Origin of the sequence: Weissella oryzae SG25, from assembly GCF_000691805.2 — a bacterium.
Lineage (GTDB): Bacteria > Bacillota > Bacilli > Lactobacillales > Lactobacillaceae > Weissella > Weissella oryzae.
Genome location: NZ_DF820485.1, coordinates 181,116 through 199,258 on the forward strand (window position 1 = coordinate 181,116; position 18,143 = coordinate 199,258).

An 18,143-nucleotide genomic window follows, 5' to 3' on the forward strand; every position below is an offset into this window, starting at 1 on the left:
AGGTAACCTATTTTTGTGTAGAACTAACTTAAATGAAGAAATTTTCGCTTAGGCCGACTAAAAGTAAAGCCTTCGCCCAAGGTTTCTTGTACATTAATAATTGTAACAAAGGCACGTTCGTCAACCTCAGCGATAATCTGGCGAACGGTTGCCATTTCTGAAGAATCTACAACTGCATAAACAACTTTTTGTTGGTTATGGGTATAACCACCTTCCGCTGTTAAGAGTGATGTGCCACGGCCTAAACTATCCATGATTGCATGGCTCATTTCTTCTGGCTGACTAGTGAAAATCATAAAGGCCTTGGCTGGATAAGCACCCTCTTGCGTAAAATTGACAATCTGAGCAAAAACGAAAGAGGCAATCAGTGTATAAATCATATGATTTATGTCGATATAAACCAATGAAGCAAGTAGTACAACAATATCTAAAGCAAAGAGCGAACGGCCCATTGGGATACTAAAATTCTTTTCAAAAATTCGCGCCAACACATCGGTTCCACCAGTAGTCCCACCAGCCCGATAAATAATACCTGAACCAAAACCAGCAAATAGGCCGGCTAGAAGGGCTGAAATAAAAATATCATGGTGCAAATTAAAGTGTGAGGGGAATAATTGCCAAAACCATAGCCAAAAAGAAAGAGCCCCAGTACCAAAAATGGTATAAATTAAAGCTTTTCGGCCTAATTGGCGGTAACCAAAAACTAGTAGGGGAATATTAATCAATAAAGTTGCATAGGCCGGATTAAAGCCGGTCAATGCGCGGATAATCAAAGTAATTCCTGATACGCCGCCCTCTGCTAAGGCATTTGGAATATTAATATTAATTAACGACCAACCATATATGGCAGTACCGACAGTAAAAAGTAATAGATCACGAATACGAATATGGTTAGTATTTACAGTTGCTGACATATTTTTCCTCCAGTGTATAAAGTAACTATCATTCTAACAGTCTAATAAAGAATCTGCTATTGTATAAAAAAACACTCATTTGATAAGCATTCATCAAATAAGTGGATCAATGGTTATAAAATTATAAGGTTGCTTGTTGGGCTGCAGTCATTTCAACTGCAATTTTAGTCATTTCAGTGACTGATTCATGTAAACCAGTTGCTAACCAGCGAATTGCTAAAGCCAACATTCCAGAAGCGATGAAGTCAGACACATAATCAATGCTCATTGCATCATTAGCTTTTGAACGTAGATAATCGGTGTATAAACCATGCAGAATATCTCTTAATGGTGGATAAAATTGTTCACGTAAACCAGAATTCAATAGTACCGCAATCGCAGTACCATTAGCTTGAATGAAGCCAAAGAAGGCATTTGCAATTGCCCCTGACTCAAGTGGTAGAGCAGCTGCTTCATTACTGAAGTCTTCTGTAAGTTGAGTGACGAATGAATTGATAACCGCTTCCTTTGTACCAAAATGGCGATAGAAAGCCATCCGCGACACGCCTGCCACGCGAGTAATCTCAGTTACTGCGAGTTGGTCATAGGTCTGGCTTTGCAACAAAGTCAACGTTGCATCAATGATTTGCTCATCGGTTTGACGCCGAATACTTTCCGTTAACATATTTTTCATAATTTAATTGTACATGTCAATAAGTTATAAAAGAGCAATCCGGGCCTAAAAACAAAGGGCTCTTATAAAAGTTTACCGTAAATTAATATCTAGCTTAATAATAGCTAGGATATTTATTTTTAGCGTTGATTAAGATAGTTACTTAAATTAGGTGCCAAAACATATTCAACCTTTTCAAGGTCATCAAAAGTATGGGCGCCTACAAGGGTATATAATTTTGCCAGATGATTTTGCCATTGCTGGATTTCACTAATTAAGCCGGTAGTATCAGCGGTTAAAATTGTATTTAAGAAATGACCGGCTACACCAACTGCCTTGGCACCTAAAATTTGTGCCTTAAGCACATCAAGAGGTGTTTGAATACCACCGGTAGCAAAAATAATTGGACGCTTTGGCAACATTTGAGCTTCAAGTAAACTTTCAGCGGTTGTTAATCCCCAATCATAGAGATAGGCATGTTCGGCTGTGCTATTTCGATTGCGACGATCTTCAATTTTAGCAAAATTAGTCCCTGAACGACCACCTAGATTGATATATTGAGCGCCTAATTCTTGCAAACTTTGAATATTATTTTGTGATAAACCAAAACCAACTTCTTTGATAATCACCGGAACAGAAACAGTTTGAATAATTTTTGCAAGCTCATCTGCCCAGATAAAAGAACGATCGCCTTCTGGCATAATAAGCTCTTGGGCAACATTAATATGAACTTCTAGAGCGTTTGCACCAATCATATCAATAGCAAGTTGTGCCTCTTTAGCTGTATGGCCTGCACCGATGTTAGCAATTAAAAATCCGTTTGGATTAGCCTGACGAGCAATCGTAAAGCTAGCCTGAACGCTGGAATCTTTGAGGGCAATACTTTGCGAGCCAACAGCCATTGCTAAGCCAGTTGCTTTGGCAGCCAAAGCTAACTTCTCGTTGATTTGGCCAGTTTTTTGACTACCACCAGTCATGGCCTCAATGTAAAAAGGACTAGTAAAGGGGAATTTAGTGTCAGCAACGGCTAGATTAACATCGGCTAGGTCACTTTCTGGTAGGGCATTTGGAATGAGACGAATATCATTTAAAGAAGAAGAGAGTTGATCGTGACGTTGTTGAGCCGCAGCTAATGCAAGGTGTTCGTCTTTGCGATGTGCATGAGCAGATTCCATAAAAAGCCTCCGTAATTAGAACCAAATATTTAGATTCAGCGGTAAAATACCGTTATTTTGCCAGTCCACTAATAAAGCAGCTTGACTGGCTTGGTTTATAGTAATGGCAAAACCATTGTCACCGCCACCAGCACCAGAAATTTTAGCAGGTAAGTTAAATTTATTAACGCTCTCAAGTAATTTTCTAAGGGCAGGTGTTAAATATACAAGGCCTTGCTTTTCTGTGTAATTTAAGAGTAGATGTTGAATACTTGCTAAGTGGTTAGTTAGCGCCAAAAAGTTGGCATGTTCAATATCATTTATAATTTTTTGCGTTAGTTGAGTCGATTGGTGAAAAAAATCATTGTTAGGTTCAATTTGAACCTGTTTAAGGCGTTTTTGAGTTGATGCTGGAATACCCGTCCAACCAACATTAAATTGCCAGTTATTTGGCCACTTGATTGGTTGAATGAGTAAACTTGGCCAGGGATTTTTAATTAAAGCGGCAAGCTCAAGCTCAGCTTGTAATTTATTTAATGCAGTTAAATCAAATTTTTGATAAGCAATGACGCCGCCAAAGGTTGCTGCAGCAACATCGCCCATTGAACCCCGTGCAAAGGTAGGTAAACTTAGCAAGGTTAACGTTGCTGCTTTAAAAAGTTCAAGTGAGGTTAGATGCCAGGCAAAATGTTTATTTGCAGCACTTAAAACCGCCACTACTAAGGCTCCAGACGAACCAAGTCCTAGTTTTTGACCAGCTAAATTAAGGTTACTGGTAATATTAATTGTAATAGGTGATACTGAATTTCCAGTTAGTGCTTGATTTAAAGCTTTAATCTGTTTGAGCAGGGTTAACATTAAAGTCCAACGGGGGTGGGGATGCTGGACTGTATCGGGATTAAGTAATTGGCCTAATTGGTTACTGATTAGCTGGTTTTTTGGGCTATCAGTAATTTCAGCAGTTAAAAACCGATCAACAGCTGCAACAATTGCTAACTCACCTGTCTTTGTTATTGCATATTCCCCAGCAATATATAGTTTACCGGGGGCGGAAACTTTAGTCATTGATTTTTAACCCTTTGGTAATATAAAGGCCAGGTCCAGGAGTTGCAGCTGTGATAGTTGCAGTTGGCAGCGATGCCTGGATTGCCTCGGTAATGATAGTTGTGTCGCTTGGCTTGGAAATGATTTTAACATTTGGCCCGGCGTCCATAGTAACATAGGCGATAAGGCCTTCTTTACGAAGATTTTGAACTAAGCTGATAATTTGCCAGCTTTCATCAGTTAGGTAGGTAAAGGCTGGCGAGGCCATCATATTTTGTGCATGCATTTGTAAAGCATTAGCCTCAGCAATTGCACCAATCGCAGCTAAATCATGACGCTCAATCGCTTCGAGCATAGGATTGACCTGAATATTTGCATGAGCAACCCAGCTTTGATAAAAGGGATCGGTAGCAACAACATTTTGCATGCCATTTGAAGAATTAATTTTTTTAGGTTGGTCGTTAATAATGACGGTTAATAATTGAATTGGCCAAGATACTTCCTCATTAATAGACCGTGCATATGAACTAAGGTCATCATAGCCACGTTCCCAAATTGCAAAACCACCATAAATTGATCTAGATGCAGAACCAGACCCTTGACGCGCTAAGCGTGAAAGTTCAATTGGACTAAGGCTTAGACCGGCTGCCTTACTAGCTGCACCTGCTAAGGCAGCAAAAGCGGAGGCAGAAGATGCTAGGCCAGCAGATGTGGGAACATGGTTATAAGAAGTTACCCGCGCAGAATTAGTTAAGCCGGCCATTTGACGAACTAAGTCCAAAAGATGTTGTACTTTTTTGGTGCTGGTTTGCGTTAGGAAAGCACCATCTAAATAAATTTCATCAGCAGCTAAGTTATCTAAGAATTCGACTGTCGTGTCAGTATAAAACTCATTTAAAGTTAGTGAAACTGAACTAGTAGTTGGAATGATTAAGTTTTGATCTGCTTTACCCCAATATTTTAGTAGGGCAATATTTGTGTGTGCTCGTGCGGTATATGCGGACATAATTAACCCCTTTTTACTTGATATTTTTGAACCCATATTTCACGAGCACCAGCTTTTTCTAGGGCGGCGATAATTGCTTCAATATCGGCATGATTGTCAGCCAAAGCAAGCATTGCACCACCAACGCCACCACCAGTTAGTTTTGCACCAAGAGCACCAGCTTCAAGTGCAGCATTAATCAAGTTATTTAAATATGGGTGAGAAACTCCAATAGCATCTAAATGTTCTTGCGCTGTAGTCATAATAGGGCCAAGTTTATCGGCTGAGTTTTTTGCCAAAAAATTACGGGCGGCTCTTGAAAGGTCACCTAATGCAGTGAGGTGGTTTTGCGTTTCAATTGGATCATTTTGTAATTGTTCACGCACAACACTAACAGCTAAACCTGTTTGCCCATGCACACCAGTATCAGCAATGATTAAGGTAGCATCTAAATCCATCGCAATTGGTTCAGGTAGATTACCTTTCATAAACCAAACTGGAACGTCGTGCGCTGCAGTAGCAGCATCAATGCCGCTAGGTGATCCATGAGTGATTGATTCTTCTACATTTGCCCAGCGTTGAAGCTCTAGATTACTCAAGGGGGTTTCAAATAGGGCGAAAAAGGCACGTACAATCGCAACGGCGGTTGCAGCGGACGAACCCATTCCACGCTCAAGTGGAATGGTAGATTGAATTTTTAAAGAAAATGCTAGGTTTGGCATTTTAAAAAATTTTAGTAGCCGATTAATTAGCTGACGGATTCCCTCAAAGGCTTCGGTCATCTCACTTAAAGGACCTTGATAATTTTCAGCCAAAATAATTTGACCAAAGTCACGTTTAGTGACAGTTACCAGCATATTTAAATCAGGTAACGGCAGGGCGATAGCTGGCTCATTATAAACGACAGCATGTTCACCTAACAAAATAATTTTTGCGTGACTCTTACCAGTTGCAATTTTAAGCACGGGATTCACCAATCTACTTTCATAAAAAATACTGTCTTCATCATATCAAAAGTAAAGCTTTTGAGAAACACTCCATGTTATAATGGTAAGCGATTATTAAGGAACACGTGGTACGAAAATGATGCAAAATAAAGACATCTATGCTGTGGTTGATCTTGAAACCACCCGCACGACTGCGCAAGAGGGTCGAATTATTCAGGTCGCCATCGCTTTCGTGCAGAACAATACAGTGATTAATCAGTTTTCAACATTGGTTAATCCACAAAGTAATATTCCACGCAATATTACTAAACTAACAGGTATCACTGATGAGATGGTTAAGAGTGCACCAACTTTTAAAGATGTTGCAATTACCTTACATGCAATGTTAGTGGGCACAATTTTTGTTGCCCATAATGTTAATTTTGATTTACCATTCTTAAATTTAGCTTTTGAACGGGAAAACATTACACCTTTAAAGAATCTTGCTTTGGATACAGTGCAATTAAGTCAAATTATTTGGCCAACTGCGCCGGGTTATCGGTTAAGTGATTTAACACAGTATCTTAAGTTTGAACATAAAAGGCCTCATCAGGCCGATTCAGATGCTTTAGCAACGGCAATGCTTTTGATTGAAATATTGAAGCAAGTAAATTCACTGCCAATGGTAACTTTGCAAGGGTTAGTCGATTTACCATTGGCCTTAGTACGCGATACAAAGCGCGTCTTTGAAAAAGCTTTACATATAAATCAAGCAACACCACAGCCTTTACCAAAGCAGTTACAGGTTATTTCTGGCTTAGCAATTCGCCGTTTTTCTAATCCAACGCCGCTAAGTAATAAAAATAGTTATGTCTATCCTGCAAAAAAAGCGAATATGGAACAGATTTTGGCGCCTGAGTTAAAGTATTCAGCTCAGCAAGCCAAGCTAATGAATTTAATCTATGAACATTATCATGAGCTAAATGAAGAAACAACGCCGCTGGTCTTAGAAGCACCAACTGGTATGGGGAAAACGCTAGGGTATCTATTACCATACGCATACTTAGCAAACGAACAAGGTCGATCAGTTGTAATTGCAACGCCAACTATTAATTTACAACATCAGGTGGTTGATGTTGTTAATAATGAATTAAATAATATTTTACCTTTTGATATACGTGGTGTTAGTTTAAAAGGTAAAAGTCACTTCTTAAATTTGCAAAGTTTTTATCGAGCCTTACAAGTAGATGAAGGTTCGGCCAGTTTGCAGTTTATCAAAGCACAGATTTTGGTTTGGCTAACGGAGACGTTAACTGGAGATTTAGATGATTTAAATCTTAATAATGCTTCTGAACGCTTTTTGCATAAGCTAACACAATCAGCGAATAATCCAGCTGGCTCAAATTTCTATGGTCATGAGTTCTGGGAGCGACAAGAAATTATGGCACAACGGGCACAGTTTTTGGTTGTTAATCATGCATATTTGGCAAGCTATGCTCGTGAATTAGGCCGCAACCAAAAACCCTTTTTAGTTTTGGATGAGGCTCAAAGTCTACCCGATGCGGTAATCAATCAGAGTCGGCAAACCTTAGATTTTGATCGTTGGCGAGCGAACACTCAGTTTGCATATAGTACAGTGATGGCTGATAGTCAGCATAATGTTGGAGCAATTTTAAAGCGTTTACCTGGTGGAAATAATTTTCAAGCCCATTTGGGTGACAATTTACAAGCTTTGCAAGCGGCGGAAATGCTGTTAAAGAAAACTATGTATCGTCATTTTTTGCTTTCAAGTAAAACGCCGCCGACAGATGGACGGCGTGAGGCAGCTGTTGAAGTGCCGCTACTTGCTCAATATTGGATTGACCAAGCTGATACAACGCAGGCAATTCACCAATTGGCTTTACAATTAGATGATATTCTTGACGATATTATGAGTGCATTCTCTCAATTAAAAGGGGCATTCACTCTTGAAGAACGACAAACATTGGCCGATTTCAGACGACTATTAAATGCAATTTCTAATGCTGAAAATCAATTAGTTACTTTTCAACAAATATTGGTGGACTTTCCATCCGCTAGTGTGTTTTGGATAACTGAAATTAGTCGTCAAGAGGAAAATCATATTATTTTAAGTGGGGGGCTATTACATACCTTTGATTATTTCAAAACACGCGTATATCCTTACTTTGAGCCAGCGACCTTAGTTGGTGCAACACTATTTACTTCCAGCAAATCAACTTATCTATACGACCGTTTAAATATTGATCGTAGTCAGAGTACTAGCTTCCGTTTTCCAGAAGTATTTGACTATGCTAAGCAAGCTGAATTTATAATTGCCAAAGATGCACCAGATGTAAATGATAGCCGCTATGGTGCTTATTTAGCTAAACAAATTATCGCTTTGACAACTACCGTGCAAGAAAATACCTTAGTACTGTTTACCTCGCATGAAATGTTGCAGCATGTGTTTTCGTTGCTACAAAATAGTCATCAATTTGCCCAAAGTAACATGACGGTTTTGGCACAAGGAATTTCTGGGGGACCGCAGAAATTATTGAAGCGGATGCAAAAAGAGCAGCATTTAGTCGTTTTGGGAGCTGCTAGTTTTTGGGAAGGAATTGATTTGCCTGATCAGCAAGTACGGATGGTTTTAATGACCCGGATTCCATTTGAACAACCAGATAGTATGGTGCAAAAGGCAGAAGAAGCAGTGCTATTGAGTGAAGGTAAACAACCTTTTTATCAAAATACCTTACCTAAGGCGGTTCTAAAATTACGTCAGGGAGTTGGTCGATTAATTCGACGTCAGGATGACTATGGTGTAATCGTGATTTTTGATAGTCGAATGCTAAATAAACGTTATGGGAAAACTTTGCAAAAGATGCTACCAAAGGAGTTACCACAAGTCGAACTTAATTCAACTGAGATAGTAGATAATGTACGTGAATTTTTCGTAAAGCATCATAAATAGCTTTTATCTGCTCATAAAATTTGATATTCTAAGTAAGTATGATTTTCGATGAAAGGAGTCATCAACTAATGGAGATGCGCTCGCAGGTTCACAGACGACGGCACCGTGGTACAAAGTGGTTATATGCAATATTGATATTATTTATCATATTTGGCTTGATTTGGGCTTTTTTTGACAGTGCAATGAGCCCGGTTATCAAGGCACAAGACAAGTATGAAGCATTAGTTGTGAATGATAAAAAATTGAAGAGTGTTGATAGTTTCTATCACCTTTCAAGAGATGGTGTAACCTTTTATAGTTTATTAGGTAAAAATCCTAAAAATGAAGCCAGCGCAGTCATTTACAGTACAAGCAACAATCGCTTGACCAATCATGCAACTACAGTTGATATGCAAGGCAAGATGACAAGCGGAGCAGTTCGTAGGCAAGTTGAAAGTGAATATCATCCCAAGCAGATTACATCATTGGGGATGACTCTTTATCAGGATGTTCCAGTTTGGGATGTAACCTTTATTGATAAATCTGGCAATATGAACTTTATCACTTACCAAATTTCAAATGGCCAAGAAGTACGGACAATTCAGAATTTGTAATGATAAGAAGAAGAGGTAGGTAAAAATGGAAACAATCCGTATCGAGGATGCCAAGAACTTTGTTGACCAAGAAGTTCGCATCGGTGCATGGTTACGCAATAAGCGTGGTTCGGGTAAGATGCAATTTTTACAATTACGCGACGGGACAGCTTTTTTCCAAGGTGTTGTTGTGAAAGAAAATGTTGGTGAGGAAATCTTTGCTAAGGTTAAAGAATTAACTCAAGAAACTAGCATGTATCTAATTGGAACAATCAAAAAAGATGAGCGTTCACCTTTTGGCTATGAGCTACAAGTGCGTGACTTAACAGTGGTTGGGGAATCAAATGGTTATCCAATTACACCTAAGGAGCACGGAACTGACTTTTTGATGGATCACCGGCATCTTTACTTGCGCCATATTCAACCATTTGCAGTTTTGCGAATTCGTAATACGATTATTGCTGCAACTTATGAGTTCTTTAACAAAGAAGGTTTCATCAAAATTGATTCACCAATTTTGACAGGTTCAGCACCTGAAGGAACAACTGAGCTTTTCCATACAGAGTATTTTGATACAGACGCTTATATGTCACAAACTGGTCAACTCTATGCGGAAGCTGGAGCAATGGCCTTTGGACGGGTATTTACTTTTGGACCTACCTTTAGAGCAGAAAAGTCCAAGACTCGACGTCACTTAACTGAATTTTGGATGATTGAGCCAGAGATGGCTTGGATGACCCAAGAGGATTCTTTAAAGGTTCAAGAAAAGTATATTGCTTACCTAATTCAAGCAGTTTTGGATCGTAATGAATATGAACTTGATTTGTTAGGTCGTGATAAGGAATTGCTTGCATCATATACGCAATTACCTTATCCACGTGTGTCTTATGACGATGCTGTTAAATTGCTACAAGAGAATGACTTTGATGTTGAATGGGGTGTTGACTTTGGTTCACCTGAAGAAACATTCTTGGCAAATCACTTTAATAAGCCAGTCTTTATTACTAACTTCCCTAAGGAAATTAAGGCCTTCTATATGAAGCGTCATCCAGATCGTGACGATGTCGTAATTTCGGCTGATTTGTTGGCTCCTGAAGGATATGGAGAAATCATTGGTGGTTCAGAACGTGATACTGACTATGATTATCTTGAAGCACGGATTAAAGAACAAGGCTTAGATCTCGAAGAGTATTCTTGGTACTTAGATTTGCGGCGCTTTGGTTCAGTACCGCACTCTGGGTTTGGCTTAGGTCTTGAACGTGCAGTCACTTGGATTACAGGTGAAGAGCATATTCGTGAGGCAATCCCATTCCCACGTACAATGAATCGTCTTTGGCCTTAAAAGATAGATAAACACTTACAAACCCTTATTTATAGGCGTTTGTGGGTGTTTTTTATTTACTATAAATTGCCCATTTTCACCTATTTTGGCTATGATTTAGGGCACAAAAAGGCACATTTTTTATTTTTGGGCACAAAAAAGGCACCCGAAATATGCTAGATTTTAGACAATATATCTAGAGTTTTACTTTCTTCACTCACTTGTTTAACTTGCAATAAATGGGCATAAACTCGTAATGTAATTGTGGTATCAGCGTGGCCTAGTCGTTTGGAAATATAGTTAATGTCGATTCCGTTTGCGATTAAATAACTGGCATGGGAATGGCGCAAACCATGAATAGAAACAAGGTTTTTAAAATTAAGTTCCTCCTCAATGCGATGCAGCCACTTATTATTAATAGTTGCAAATTTGCGCCCATCAAAGAGTTCTTTTTTATCATTGAAGTTATGATTAAGAATATATTTTTGATAGTCGTCAAAGAAGGCCTTAGGCAGCTTTATATCTCTTATAGAATTTTTAGTTTTAGGTGTTGCATTTTCACCTGAACGCTGTTTTGTCTTTGTGACCGATAGTGTTTGTGATTCTACATCTATGTCATCAGTAGTAAGCGCCAATGCTTCACCAGCTCTGAGACCTGATAAGGCAATGAGGTATACAAAGAAGCTTGTGTGCCAAGTTATTAGCTTCTCAGATGAACGGATGTAATCAATTAGCCTCTGATACTCATCTGCTTCAAGAAATTTTTCATCTGATGATTTGCCATCACTACCTGATATACGCACATTGTAGGTTGGGTCAGTCTTGATTAAACCATCATGAAAAGCTTGGCCAATTACCATTTTAACTATCTGATTTCTTTTTTTAACAGTATTCCTAGCATGTGTCTTAGAATAATCATTTAGAAAGCGTTGATAAATGTTACGCGTAATTTGGTCTAAATATAGGCTTGAAAAATATTTATCCACAATATATTTTTGAACGGCATACCAATTAGCCTGGGTACTCTCTTTAATACCTGACAATACATGAGTCTCTAAGTACTGATTAAAATAGTCAGAGAATAGGGTAGAGGATGCTTCTAGTCTTAGCGGATCATTATCAGCTTGCCACTGTGCAAGCCAACTATTTGCTTCACCTTTGGTACGAAAAATCTTAGTCTTACGTTTGCGTTCTCCATTAACAACATAGCTAAAGACAGCGCGCCATTTACCATTGGATTGTTTGCTAACTGACATAGGTTAAACCTAACCTTTCGTTTGTAAAATTGAGCAGTTTAAAGACTTGCTCGGGTCTGATATACTAATAAACAGAATCAAGCCCGTTAAATTGACGAGTAGGGTTCAAAGCTCTAAATCCACATCACTTTGCTGCCAGGCGGGGGATGTGGATTTTTTATTTTAAAAAATTGCTATTACTTTAATCCTGTTGAAGCTTTTGAAGTAAGCAACCATGTACCATCGTCTTGTTTAGCAAACTGTAAAGTAACATTTGAACCTGAACCCATGTCACCATTAGTATTTGTCCAAATAGCAGTTTTTACAGTAGTATTGCTGATTGTTGACTCCGTTACTGTAGAAGCTTTACCAAACTTAGATGTAACAGTGTCCATGTTTTCACCACCAGCACCATTATTAACAATATCTCCAGCTGTCAAAGCATCATAGTCAGCTTGTGACCATTTTTGAGAGGCCACTGAAGAAGAACTAGAAGCTTTAGATGTAGAGCTTGAGCTTGAAGTTGTAGCGGATGTTTTTGAATTTTTGTTCCCCCCCATTGCACCACCGATTGCTAGCAATACAATAACTGCAATTACCCAAAACCATACACGCTTATAGAAAGGCTTCTTAACCTTAGAATCCATTTGAAACTCCTCAATAGTGATACCCAGTTCACTATAATGCAAAGCTTTTAACGTGGATCATGTTTGCACGTATTGTTATACAAATCACAAATATATGTGTAATTAAACAGCTACTTTAAACGTGATTTAACAATATCCGGAAAGTAAGGATTCGAATTAGACGTGCCAGTTTCTTTATTAATTGAATCATCAAACATAGATTGAAATGTAAACGTAGTTATATTACCGCATTTTGGACAATACCTAGCGCTTCCTGAGCAGTAGCTTCCACACCCTGAGTATTTTATGTCAGAATCAAGCACATGAATATTTATCTTGTGGTTTTTGAAGTCCTCAAACGGATCACTAGTCACTAGATTGCTCTCAGTATCCGTTATAAGCTCGACTAAAGTGTGCCCAGTACATCTATTAACTACATAGGTGTCACATTCAGGACAGAAATCAGTCTTTCCATCTAGATTATATTGGCAACCAGGACATTCACCAATAAGGCGGGAAGGGTTGCCAACTACGTCGAATGCAAAGTATTTAGTCATAATTAACCCCAACTATATTTAAAATGGTAGATCCGCAGGTAATGCAGCATTCATTTTTTCTTCTTGCCAGTTGTCAAATAGGCTTTGAACATAAAAGGTGGTTACGCTCCCGCATTTTGCGCAGTATCGCGCCTTACCTGAACAAGCATAATCACAATCGGTTTGAAAGTTTGTATTGGATAATAGGTTCTTAGAGGTGACATCTATTCGGGCATCATCATTTCCGAACGGACCATAAACTGTTAGATATAAAAATTCATTAGTGCTCTTGTTCCTTGCAAAATTCATCTCGTCTTGTCCAGTACAACGATTAATTAAGAATAAACCGCATATTTCACAGAAATTAGATTGATAATCTATTTCAGAACCGCAATTAGGGCACTCTTCACTTAAGTGGCTTGGCTTGCCAGCTACATTAAATTTTTTATATTCAAACAATTTTTGTTCCTCTGTTTCGTGAAATTTAGCAGTTTTATCTTCTAAGCGAATATCTTTACTTGCACAAACTGGGCAAAAAGCGACTTCATCTGAGAATGTAAAACTAAAAGAGTTGCAATTATTGCAAACTATAAATGGTAAGAATTTTATCTTAAAGCCTTCAAAAAAACTTTTATAACCATATCCAGGCAAGTGTTCGGTATAGTTCTTTCGTATGATAAACGAAATTTTGGAATCTGAGATTAATCTTTCTTTCCATTGACGCTTTATGAAAGGATGAGCTTTTATTCTTCTATAAGCAACTTTAGCAGCTTGTGTTGACACATCGAACTTTTTTTCAATCGACTTTGCGTTATCTTGCTCAGTTATAAAAATTGGATTAATTAAGAACAAGGAAGCAAAATTATTTGCTTCGTCCTCGAGCTCGTCATAAAAATCTTCACTAAGGCCGCCTCGATCTAATTGTGTTTCTGATTTATTCAAATGTCCCAAGAAGTAATGTCCAAGTTCGTGAGCAATGCTGAACCTAATTCTGCCGATAGGCAATCGAAGAGGATCATCATTATAAAAAACGGTGAATAAATCTTTTCCCGTGGTATTGTCGTGAAATTTTCTAATGAATGCATCATCAGAATTTGAGTGGAATTTTTGCTTTAACGATTCAACATCTATATGCAACACTTTGGAAATTTCTTGATACGAAGAGATATTAAAATTTTGAATTTTTTTTATTTCTTCAAAGAGATTAAAAGGGATACTTTTAGGGTTCAGCTCTACATAACTACTGGCTACCGCAGCGTTAATTTTTTTCCAATCAGTTTTCTTTTCGCGCATCTTTTATTAACCCCATGTAGTCAAGAACTTTTTTTAGTTCCGTATCTGACATATCAGCTCCGGTAGCCGTAATATCGTTTAATTTATCATCTGCACGAGAAAGACCACTTTCTACGAATCTTCGACTAGTTGGTTGAGGATCATCTGTATTACCAAGTAGGTAATCGACTGAAACGTTTAACTCTTTTGCTACTTTTTTTAGAGTTTCGACTTTCGGCTCTTGGGTTTTCCACTTATAGATAGTTTTTTCACCAAGACCGGCATTCGAAGATAATTCTGTTATGGAAATACCTTGTTTTTTTGCTGTTTCTTTAATTCGTTCAAATAGTGTCATATCAATACCTCAAAGGGCACTAATTTATAATAGAGTATCCTAAAGTATCTTTTTCGTTGACAAAGTATCCAACTGGGTCTATTATAAATCATGTACCTAGTTATTAAACGGAGTACAAAAGCCATAATATTTAATAGCTTGCAGGCTTATGAAAATAAATTATTAGGCGTTTTAGTAACGTTTGTTTATGTGTGTAATTATAGTATCCAACAGGGTACTGTGTCAACTTTGTTTATAAACTTCGTACAAATTTCAATGGAGGTGACAACTGTGTCAGATAAAGGTGATTGGAGTGAGGAGCTAGGAAAAGCTCACATCATTCAACAAAATGTTGCTGATTTTCTAGGTATAAGTAAAAGTCAAATGACCACATTAGTAAATAAGATGGTTTTAGCTGATGGAAAGACGGCTAGCAGCTTAGATAAAAGGCGATGGCAATATGCTCTTGACTATATTGAGTTAAAGCAAAAAGAAGTATTACGTAAAAAGAAAGTAGAAGAGGTTTAGAAAATGAACGAGATACAAGTGTTTAATAGTTCGGCATTTGGTAAATTGCCAATTATCGAGATTGATGGAAAAGAATATTTTGGTGCAACCGAGGCAGCAAAAGCATTAAGTTTTGCAAACCCATGGGATGCTATCAAAAATTATGTCGATAAAGATGACCTAGCGGACCACGAGGTCATCGATAGCTTAGGTCGTAAGCAATCTAAGAAGTTTGTAACTGAGCCTGGACTATATGCTTTGATCTTTGGTGCAGCGCGACAGGGTAATAATCCAGAAATTAAAGCGAAAGCGAAAGAATTTCAAAAATGGGTATTTGATGAAGTTCTACCGTCAATTCGCAAAACCGGTATCTATCAGGTACAAACAAATGTCTCAATGAATGATTGGTATTTAATTGAAGACGAAAAAGAGTTGCGAGAGGAGCGTAAGTCAAAAAATGCTCGAAATTACGCAATGAAATTGAATGCTGAAACACGACAGATGGAAACGCGTTTAAAAATTGCTGAACGAGTGAGTGATCCAGTAATTCGTCAAAGACTCATTAATCAGTTGGGTCAGCAAATGATGGAGGTTATGTGATGGATGAAGTGAAAATTTTTAATTTTGAACAAAATGAAGTTAGAACAACGCTGATTGACGATGAAATTTATTTTGTTGGTAAAGATGTAGCAGAGGCAATTGGCTATGTGAATACCAAGGACGCTCTTAAAACACACGTTAAAGCAAAATATAAGAGGGGGTCGCAAATCACTACCCCCTCAGGGAACCAAGAAATGGTAGTTATTTCTCAATCTGGTGTATTCCAATTACTAGGTGAAAGTCATTTGCCATTAGCAAACAAATTTCAAGATTGGTTATATGAAGAAGTCCTTCCATCTATTAATAAACATGGTGTTTATCTTACAGACGCTAAGGTGGAGGAAGTCCTAGCCGACCCAGACACGATTATTAAGCTTGCTACACAGGTGAAGCAAGAGAGAGCTGAGAAATTAATGCTGGCACAGCAAGTTGCAGAAAGTCGTCCAAAGGCTGATTACTACGACAAGATTATGAAATCAAAGTCCCTAGTAACAATTAGTCAAATTGCAGAAGATTATGGTTGGTCTGCTCAAAAAATGAACGCAAAGCTTTATCAGTTAAGAGTTCAACATAAGGTTGGTGGTCAATGGTTACTCTATTCAAAGCATAAGAATCACGGCTATACGTTTAGTGAAACACAAGATATTTCGCAGCGTGTTGGTCAGGATAAGGTTGTTATGAATACTAAATGGACTCAAAAAGGACGTGTATTTATTTATAACTTGTTAAAAAACGAAGGCATCCTACCTAGCATTGAACGAGAGGTCAGCACTTCGCAAGAATCAATTTAATTAGGAGGCAAAGTAATGTCTAGGAAGGTGTCTGAAATCAAGGACCGTGGATTACCTATGATGAATGTTAGTGAAGTTGCAGCTTGCATATTTGGTAGGTCAGTCCAGAACTTTTCTGCAACTATCAGGTATACGTCTAAATTCAAGAGAGAAGTACCAGACATGGGAAATGGTAATCGTTCCAAGTACAAACGCTCTGATGTTCTTAGGTTTTATAAGCTTAGAAATTGGTATGACTAACTATGAAGGGAGGTGAGAACATGTACCACGCAATAACTATTGATGACTTAAAACTGCTCTTGGGTTTTGTTGCAGTGATTTTAGCAACAGGAGGAGCGTTAGTCGGACTTGTTAATTTAGTTCATTTAATGATAGTCAAATTTTTTAAATATACGGAGGTGGGATGATGACAAACGATATTAGTTTATCTGTAAAGTTGAATGGAGTAGATGAATTAAAAAAACTGACCGAGCAACTTGATAGTCAGCTTAGTCAGGTTTCGGACACGATAGGAAAAATTAATGAACTTAAATTAGAATTGGAAATCTAAATTTAGTTTGATTGGTTCTCCACACTGTGGGCAATTACTTCGTCCCTCAGGTACTGAGACACTTGCTTCACAATGAGGACAGGTAACGTCAAATAATTGTGATGATAGCGAATCTTTAGCAAGTTTTTTTACATCACTTTCTAATTGTTTACCAAATTTTCTCATGTCTGACTTGCTGCTGATCTTAAAATTTTTAGCCATATAATATTCTCTTTTCTAGTAAATATTTGGTATTAATCTTTTGCGATTTAGTAAGTCACAATTCGATAAATCCTAATGTGTATTATACACATTGTAAAACAAAAACGAAAGGAAATATAACAGAGAGTTATGAAATATATAAGAGATACAATTCAGCCGTATTTAGACAATCAAAATCATAATTGGAGTTGGTTATCAGATGTTACAGGTTTATCGAGATCTGTAACGTATGGAATAAAAAATAATTCAAGGAATAACATAACGTTACGTAACATTACAAAAATTGCATTAGCTTTAAACATGGATATGAATGATTTGAAGGTGCTGGAAACACAAAAAAGCACGTCAATGGCTGCCACCACTAACGTGCAAAGTAAATAATTCTCGACAAAAATTTACCTCTTGATTTTATCACGTGAGGTAAATCGTCGCAAAACATATAGGAGTTAATCATGTCAGATATTCAAGAAGCAATCTCAACACTGAATAAATTGTTGGAGAGCGCAAAAAGTTCTAAAGCATTAACAGCCTTTCTAGGTGGGTTTGATGAAACAAGTACTGAACTAGTATCACAAATTAAAACTGCTCAGAAGAACGAAATTGTTTTGTTAACCGCATTATTAAGTGAAGCTGAATTAAAAGCTCAGCAAGAACAGCTTTATTATGTACTATCACCAATTAATGATTTAGGTGTTCTAAATGAAATAACAGTAGCTGGCAGTCAGGTGAAATGGCATACTTTTGCATCTTCTTTAGAAGGTAACCACCAGGATACTCAATTTAAGACTCGATTCAATCAATCAGAGTTAGATAGTCTAAAAAATAAGTTTCCACGCATGAACTTCGAAACGTCAACAGTGCGAGTGGAGGACTATGACAATGAACATGCTTGATGGTCAGCTCGACCCAGCAGAATTTCAAACGTTTACTTTATCGGATGGTACCGAGGTAC

22 protein-coding genes are annotated in these 18,143 nt (G+C 37.8%); 11 read left to right on the forward strand and 11 right to left on the reverse strand.

Annotated elements, in window-relative coordinates:
* Nucleotides 1-23 precede the first annotated feature (23 nt).
* From TT13_RS02355 to mvk, 6 genes are all read right to left on the reverse strand, one after another.
* The gene (locus TT13_RS02355) at nucleotides 24-914 is read right to left on the reverse strand and encodes a YitT family protein (RefSeq protein WP_027698496.1); all 891 of its coding nucleotides are present in this window, start codon (nucleotides 912-914) and stop codon (nucleotides 24-26) included.
* Between the two features lie 121 nt (nucleotides 915-1,035).
* Nucleotides 1,036-1,587, reverse strand: coding sequence for a TetR/AcrR family transcriptional regulator (locus TT13_RS02360; protein WP_027698497.1), 552 nt, complete (start codon nucleotides 1,585-1,587; stop codon nucleotides 1,036-1,038).
* Between the two features lie 119 nt (nucleotides 1,588-1,706).
* On the reverse strand, nucleotides 1,707-2,741 hold the full coding sequence (fni, locus tag TT13_RS02365; protein WP_027698498.1) for a type 2 isopentenyl-diphosphate Delta-isomerase: 1,035 nt from the start codon (nucleotides 2,739-2,741) through the stop codon (nucleotides 1,707-1,709).
* Between the two features lie 15 nt (nucleotides 2,742-2,756).
* Nucleotides 2,757-3,785, reverse strand: coding sequence for a phosphomevalonate kinase (locus tag TT13_RS02370; protein WP_027698499.1), 1,029 nt, complete (start codon nucleotides 3,783-3,785; stop codon nucleotides 2,757-2,759).
* Complete coding sequence (gene mvaD, locus TT13_RS02375) at nucleotides 3,778-4,770, reverse strand: diphosphomevalonate decarboxylase (RefSeq protein WP_027698500.1); 993 nt, start codon at nucleotides 4,768-4,770, stop codon at nucleotides 3,778-3,780. The genes TT13_RS02370 and mvaD overlap by 8 nt, the downstream gene beginning before the upstream one ends.
* Nucleotides 4,771-4,772: 2 nt before the next feature.
* The gene (gene mvk, locus TT13_RS02380; RefSeq protein WP_027698501.1) at nucleotides 4,773-5,714 is read right to left on the reverse strand and encodes a mevalonate kinase; all 942 of its coding nucleotides are present in this window, start codon (nucleotides 5,712-5,714) and stop codon (nucleotides 4,773-4,775) included.
* A gap of 121 nt (nucleotides 5,715-5,835) precedes the next feature.
* Between mvk and TT13_RS02385 the strand changes: the two genes are divergently transcribed.
* The 3 genes from TT13_RS02385 to asnS all read left to right on the forward strand — a co-directional run bounded on the left by TT13_RS02385 (nucleotide 5,836) and on the right by asnS (nucleotide 10,560).
* Nucleotides 5,836-8,646 carry a helicase C-terminal domain-containing protein gene (locus TT13_RS02385; protein WP_027698502.1) on the forward strand — a complete coding sequence of 937 codons (2,811 nt, stop codon included), beginning with the start codon at nucleotides 5,836-5,838 and terminating at the stop codon, nucleotides 8,644-8,646.
* Nucleotides 8,647-8,714: 68 nt separating this feature from the next.
* Nucleotides 8,715-9,239, forward strand: coding sequence for a hypothetical protein (locus TT13_RS02390; protein WP_027698503.1), 525 nt, complete (start codon nucleotides 8,715-8,717; stop codon nucleotides 9,237-9,239).
* 25 nt (nucleotides 9,240-9,264) lie between these two features.
* Nucleotides 9,265-10,560, forward strand: a complete 1,296-nt coding sequence (asnS, locus tag TT13_RS02395; RefSeq protein WP_027698504.1) for an asparagine--tRNA ligase — start codon at nucleotides 9,265-9,267, stop codon at nucleotides 10,558-10,560.
* Between the two features lie 155 nt (nucleotides 10,561-10,715).
* Here asnS and TT13_RS02400 read toward each other — a convergent pair whose 3' ends face one another.
* The 4 genes from TT13_RS02400 to TT13_RS02420 all read right to left on the reverse strand — a co-directional run bounded on the left by TT13_RS02400 (nucleotide 10,716) and on the right by TT13_RS02420 (nucleotide 14,563).
* On the reverse strand, nucleotides 10,716-11,795 hold the full coding sequence (locus TT13_RS02400; protein ID WP_027698505.1) for a tyrosine-type recombinase/integrase: 1,080 nt from the start codon (nucleotides 11,793-11,795) through the stop codon (nucleotides 10,716-10,718).
* 176 nt (nucleotides 11,796-11,971) lie between these two features.
* Nucleotides 11,972-12,421: a hypothetical protein gene (locus TT13_RS02405; protein ID WP_045476426.1), complete on the reverse strand. Its 450-nt coding sequence runs from the start codon at nucleotides 12,419-12,421 to the stop codon at nucleotides 11,972-11,974.
* Nucleotides 12,422-12,975: 554 nt separating this feature from the next.
* Nucleotides 12,976-14,229: an ImmA/IrrE family metallo-endopeptidase gene (locus TT13_RS02415; protein ID WP_027698508.1), complete on the reverse strand. Its 1,254-nt coding sequence runs from the start codon at nucleotides 14,227-14,229 to the stop codon at nucleotides 12,976-12,978.
* The gene (locus TT13_RS02420) at nucleotides 14,210-14,563 is read right to left on the reverse strand and encodes a helix-turn-helix domain-containing protein (protein WP_027698509.1); all 354 of its coding nucleotides are present in this window, start codon (nucleotides 14,561-14,563) and stop codon (nucleotides 14,210-14,212) included. The genes TT13_RS02415 and TT13_RS02420 overlap by 20 nt, the downstream gene beginning before the upstream one ends.
* Before the next feature lie 270 nt (nucleotides 14,564-14,833).
* Between TT13_RS02420 and TT13_RS02425 the strand changes: the two genes are divergently transcribed.
* Genes TT13_RS02425 through TT13_RS11235 form a run of 6 tightly spaced genes read left to right on the forward strand, consistent with a single transcriptional unit; the run spans nucleotide 14,834 to nucleotide 16,990 of the window.
* On the forward strand, nucleotides 14,834-15,070 hold the full coding sequence (locus TT13_RS02425; RefSeq protein ID WP_027698510.1) for a MarR family transcriptional regulator: 237 nt from the start codon (nucleotides 14,834-14,836) through the stop codon (nucleotides 15,068-15,070).
* Between the two features lie 3 nt (nucleotides 15,071-15,073).
* The gene (locus TT13_RS02430; RefSeq protein ID WP_052348512.1) at nucleotides 15,074-15,649 is read left to right on the forward strand and encodes a BRO-N domain-containing protein; all 576 of its coding nucleotides are present in this window, start codon (nucleotides 15,074-15,076) and stop codon (nucleotides 15,647-15,649) included.
* Nucleotides 15,649-16,440: a phage antirepressor gene (locus TT13_RS02435; RefSeq protein ID WP_027698511.1), complete on the forward strand. Its 792-nt coding sequence runs from the start codon at nucleotides 15,649-15,651 to the stop codon at nucleotides 16,438-16,440. Before TT13_RS02430 ends, TT13_RS02435 begins: the two co-directional genes overlap by 1 nt.
* Before the next feature lie 15 nt (nucleotides 16,441-16,455).
* Nucleotides 16,456-16,680 (forward strand): hypothetical protein, encoded by a 225-nt coding sequence (locus tag TT13_RS02440; RefSeq protein WP_027698512.1) that lies wholly within the window; start codon nucleotides 16,456-16,458, stop codon nucleotides 16,678-16,680.
* Nucleotides 16,681-16,700: 20 nt separating this feature from the next.
* Nucleotides 16,701-16,847, forward strand: coding sequence for a hypothetical protein (locus TT13_RS11230; protein WP_190279604.1), 147 nt, complete (start codon nucleotides 16,701-16,703; stop codon nucleotides 16,845-16,847).
* Nucleotides 16,847-16,990, forward strand: a complete 144-nt coding sequence (locus TT13_RS11235; protein WP_190279605.1) for a hypothetical protein — start codon at nucleotides 16,847-16,849, stop codon at nucleotides 16,988-16,990. Before TT13_RS11230 ends, TT13_RS11235 begins: the two co-directional genes overlap by 1 nt.
* Here the strand turns inward: TT13_RS11235 and TT13_RS02445 are convergent.
* On the reverse strand, nucleotides 16,973-17,191 hold the full coding sequence (locus tag TT13_RS02445; RefSeq protein WP_027698513.1) for a hypothetical protein: 219 nt from the start codon (nucleotides 17,189-17,191) through the stop codon (nucleotides 16,973-16,975). The genes TT13_RS11235 and TT13_RS02445 overlap by 18 nt on opposite strands.
* Before the next feature lie 129 nt (nucleotides 17,192-17,320).
* Here TT13_RS02445 and TT13_RS11720 point away from each other — a divergent pair, with 129 nt between their 5' ends.
* Together TT13_RS11720 and TT13_RS02455 are read left to right on the forward strand one after the other, a co-directional pair.
* Nucleotides 17,321-17,572 (forward strand): helix-turn-helix domain-containing protein, encoded by a 252-nt coding sequence (locus TT13_RS11720; protein WP_027698514.1) that lies wholly within the window; start codon nucleotides 17,321-17,323, stop codon nucleotides 17,570-17,572.
* A gap of 71 nt (nucleotides 17,573-17,643) precedes the next feature.
* Complete coding sequence (locus TT13_RS02455) at nucleotides 17,644-18,084, forward strand: hypothetical protein (RefSeq protein ID WP_027698515.1); 441 nt, start codon at nucleotides 17,644-17,646, stop codon at nucleotides 18,082-18,084.
* Nucleotides 18,085-18,143: the final 59 nt, after the last annotated feature.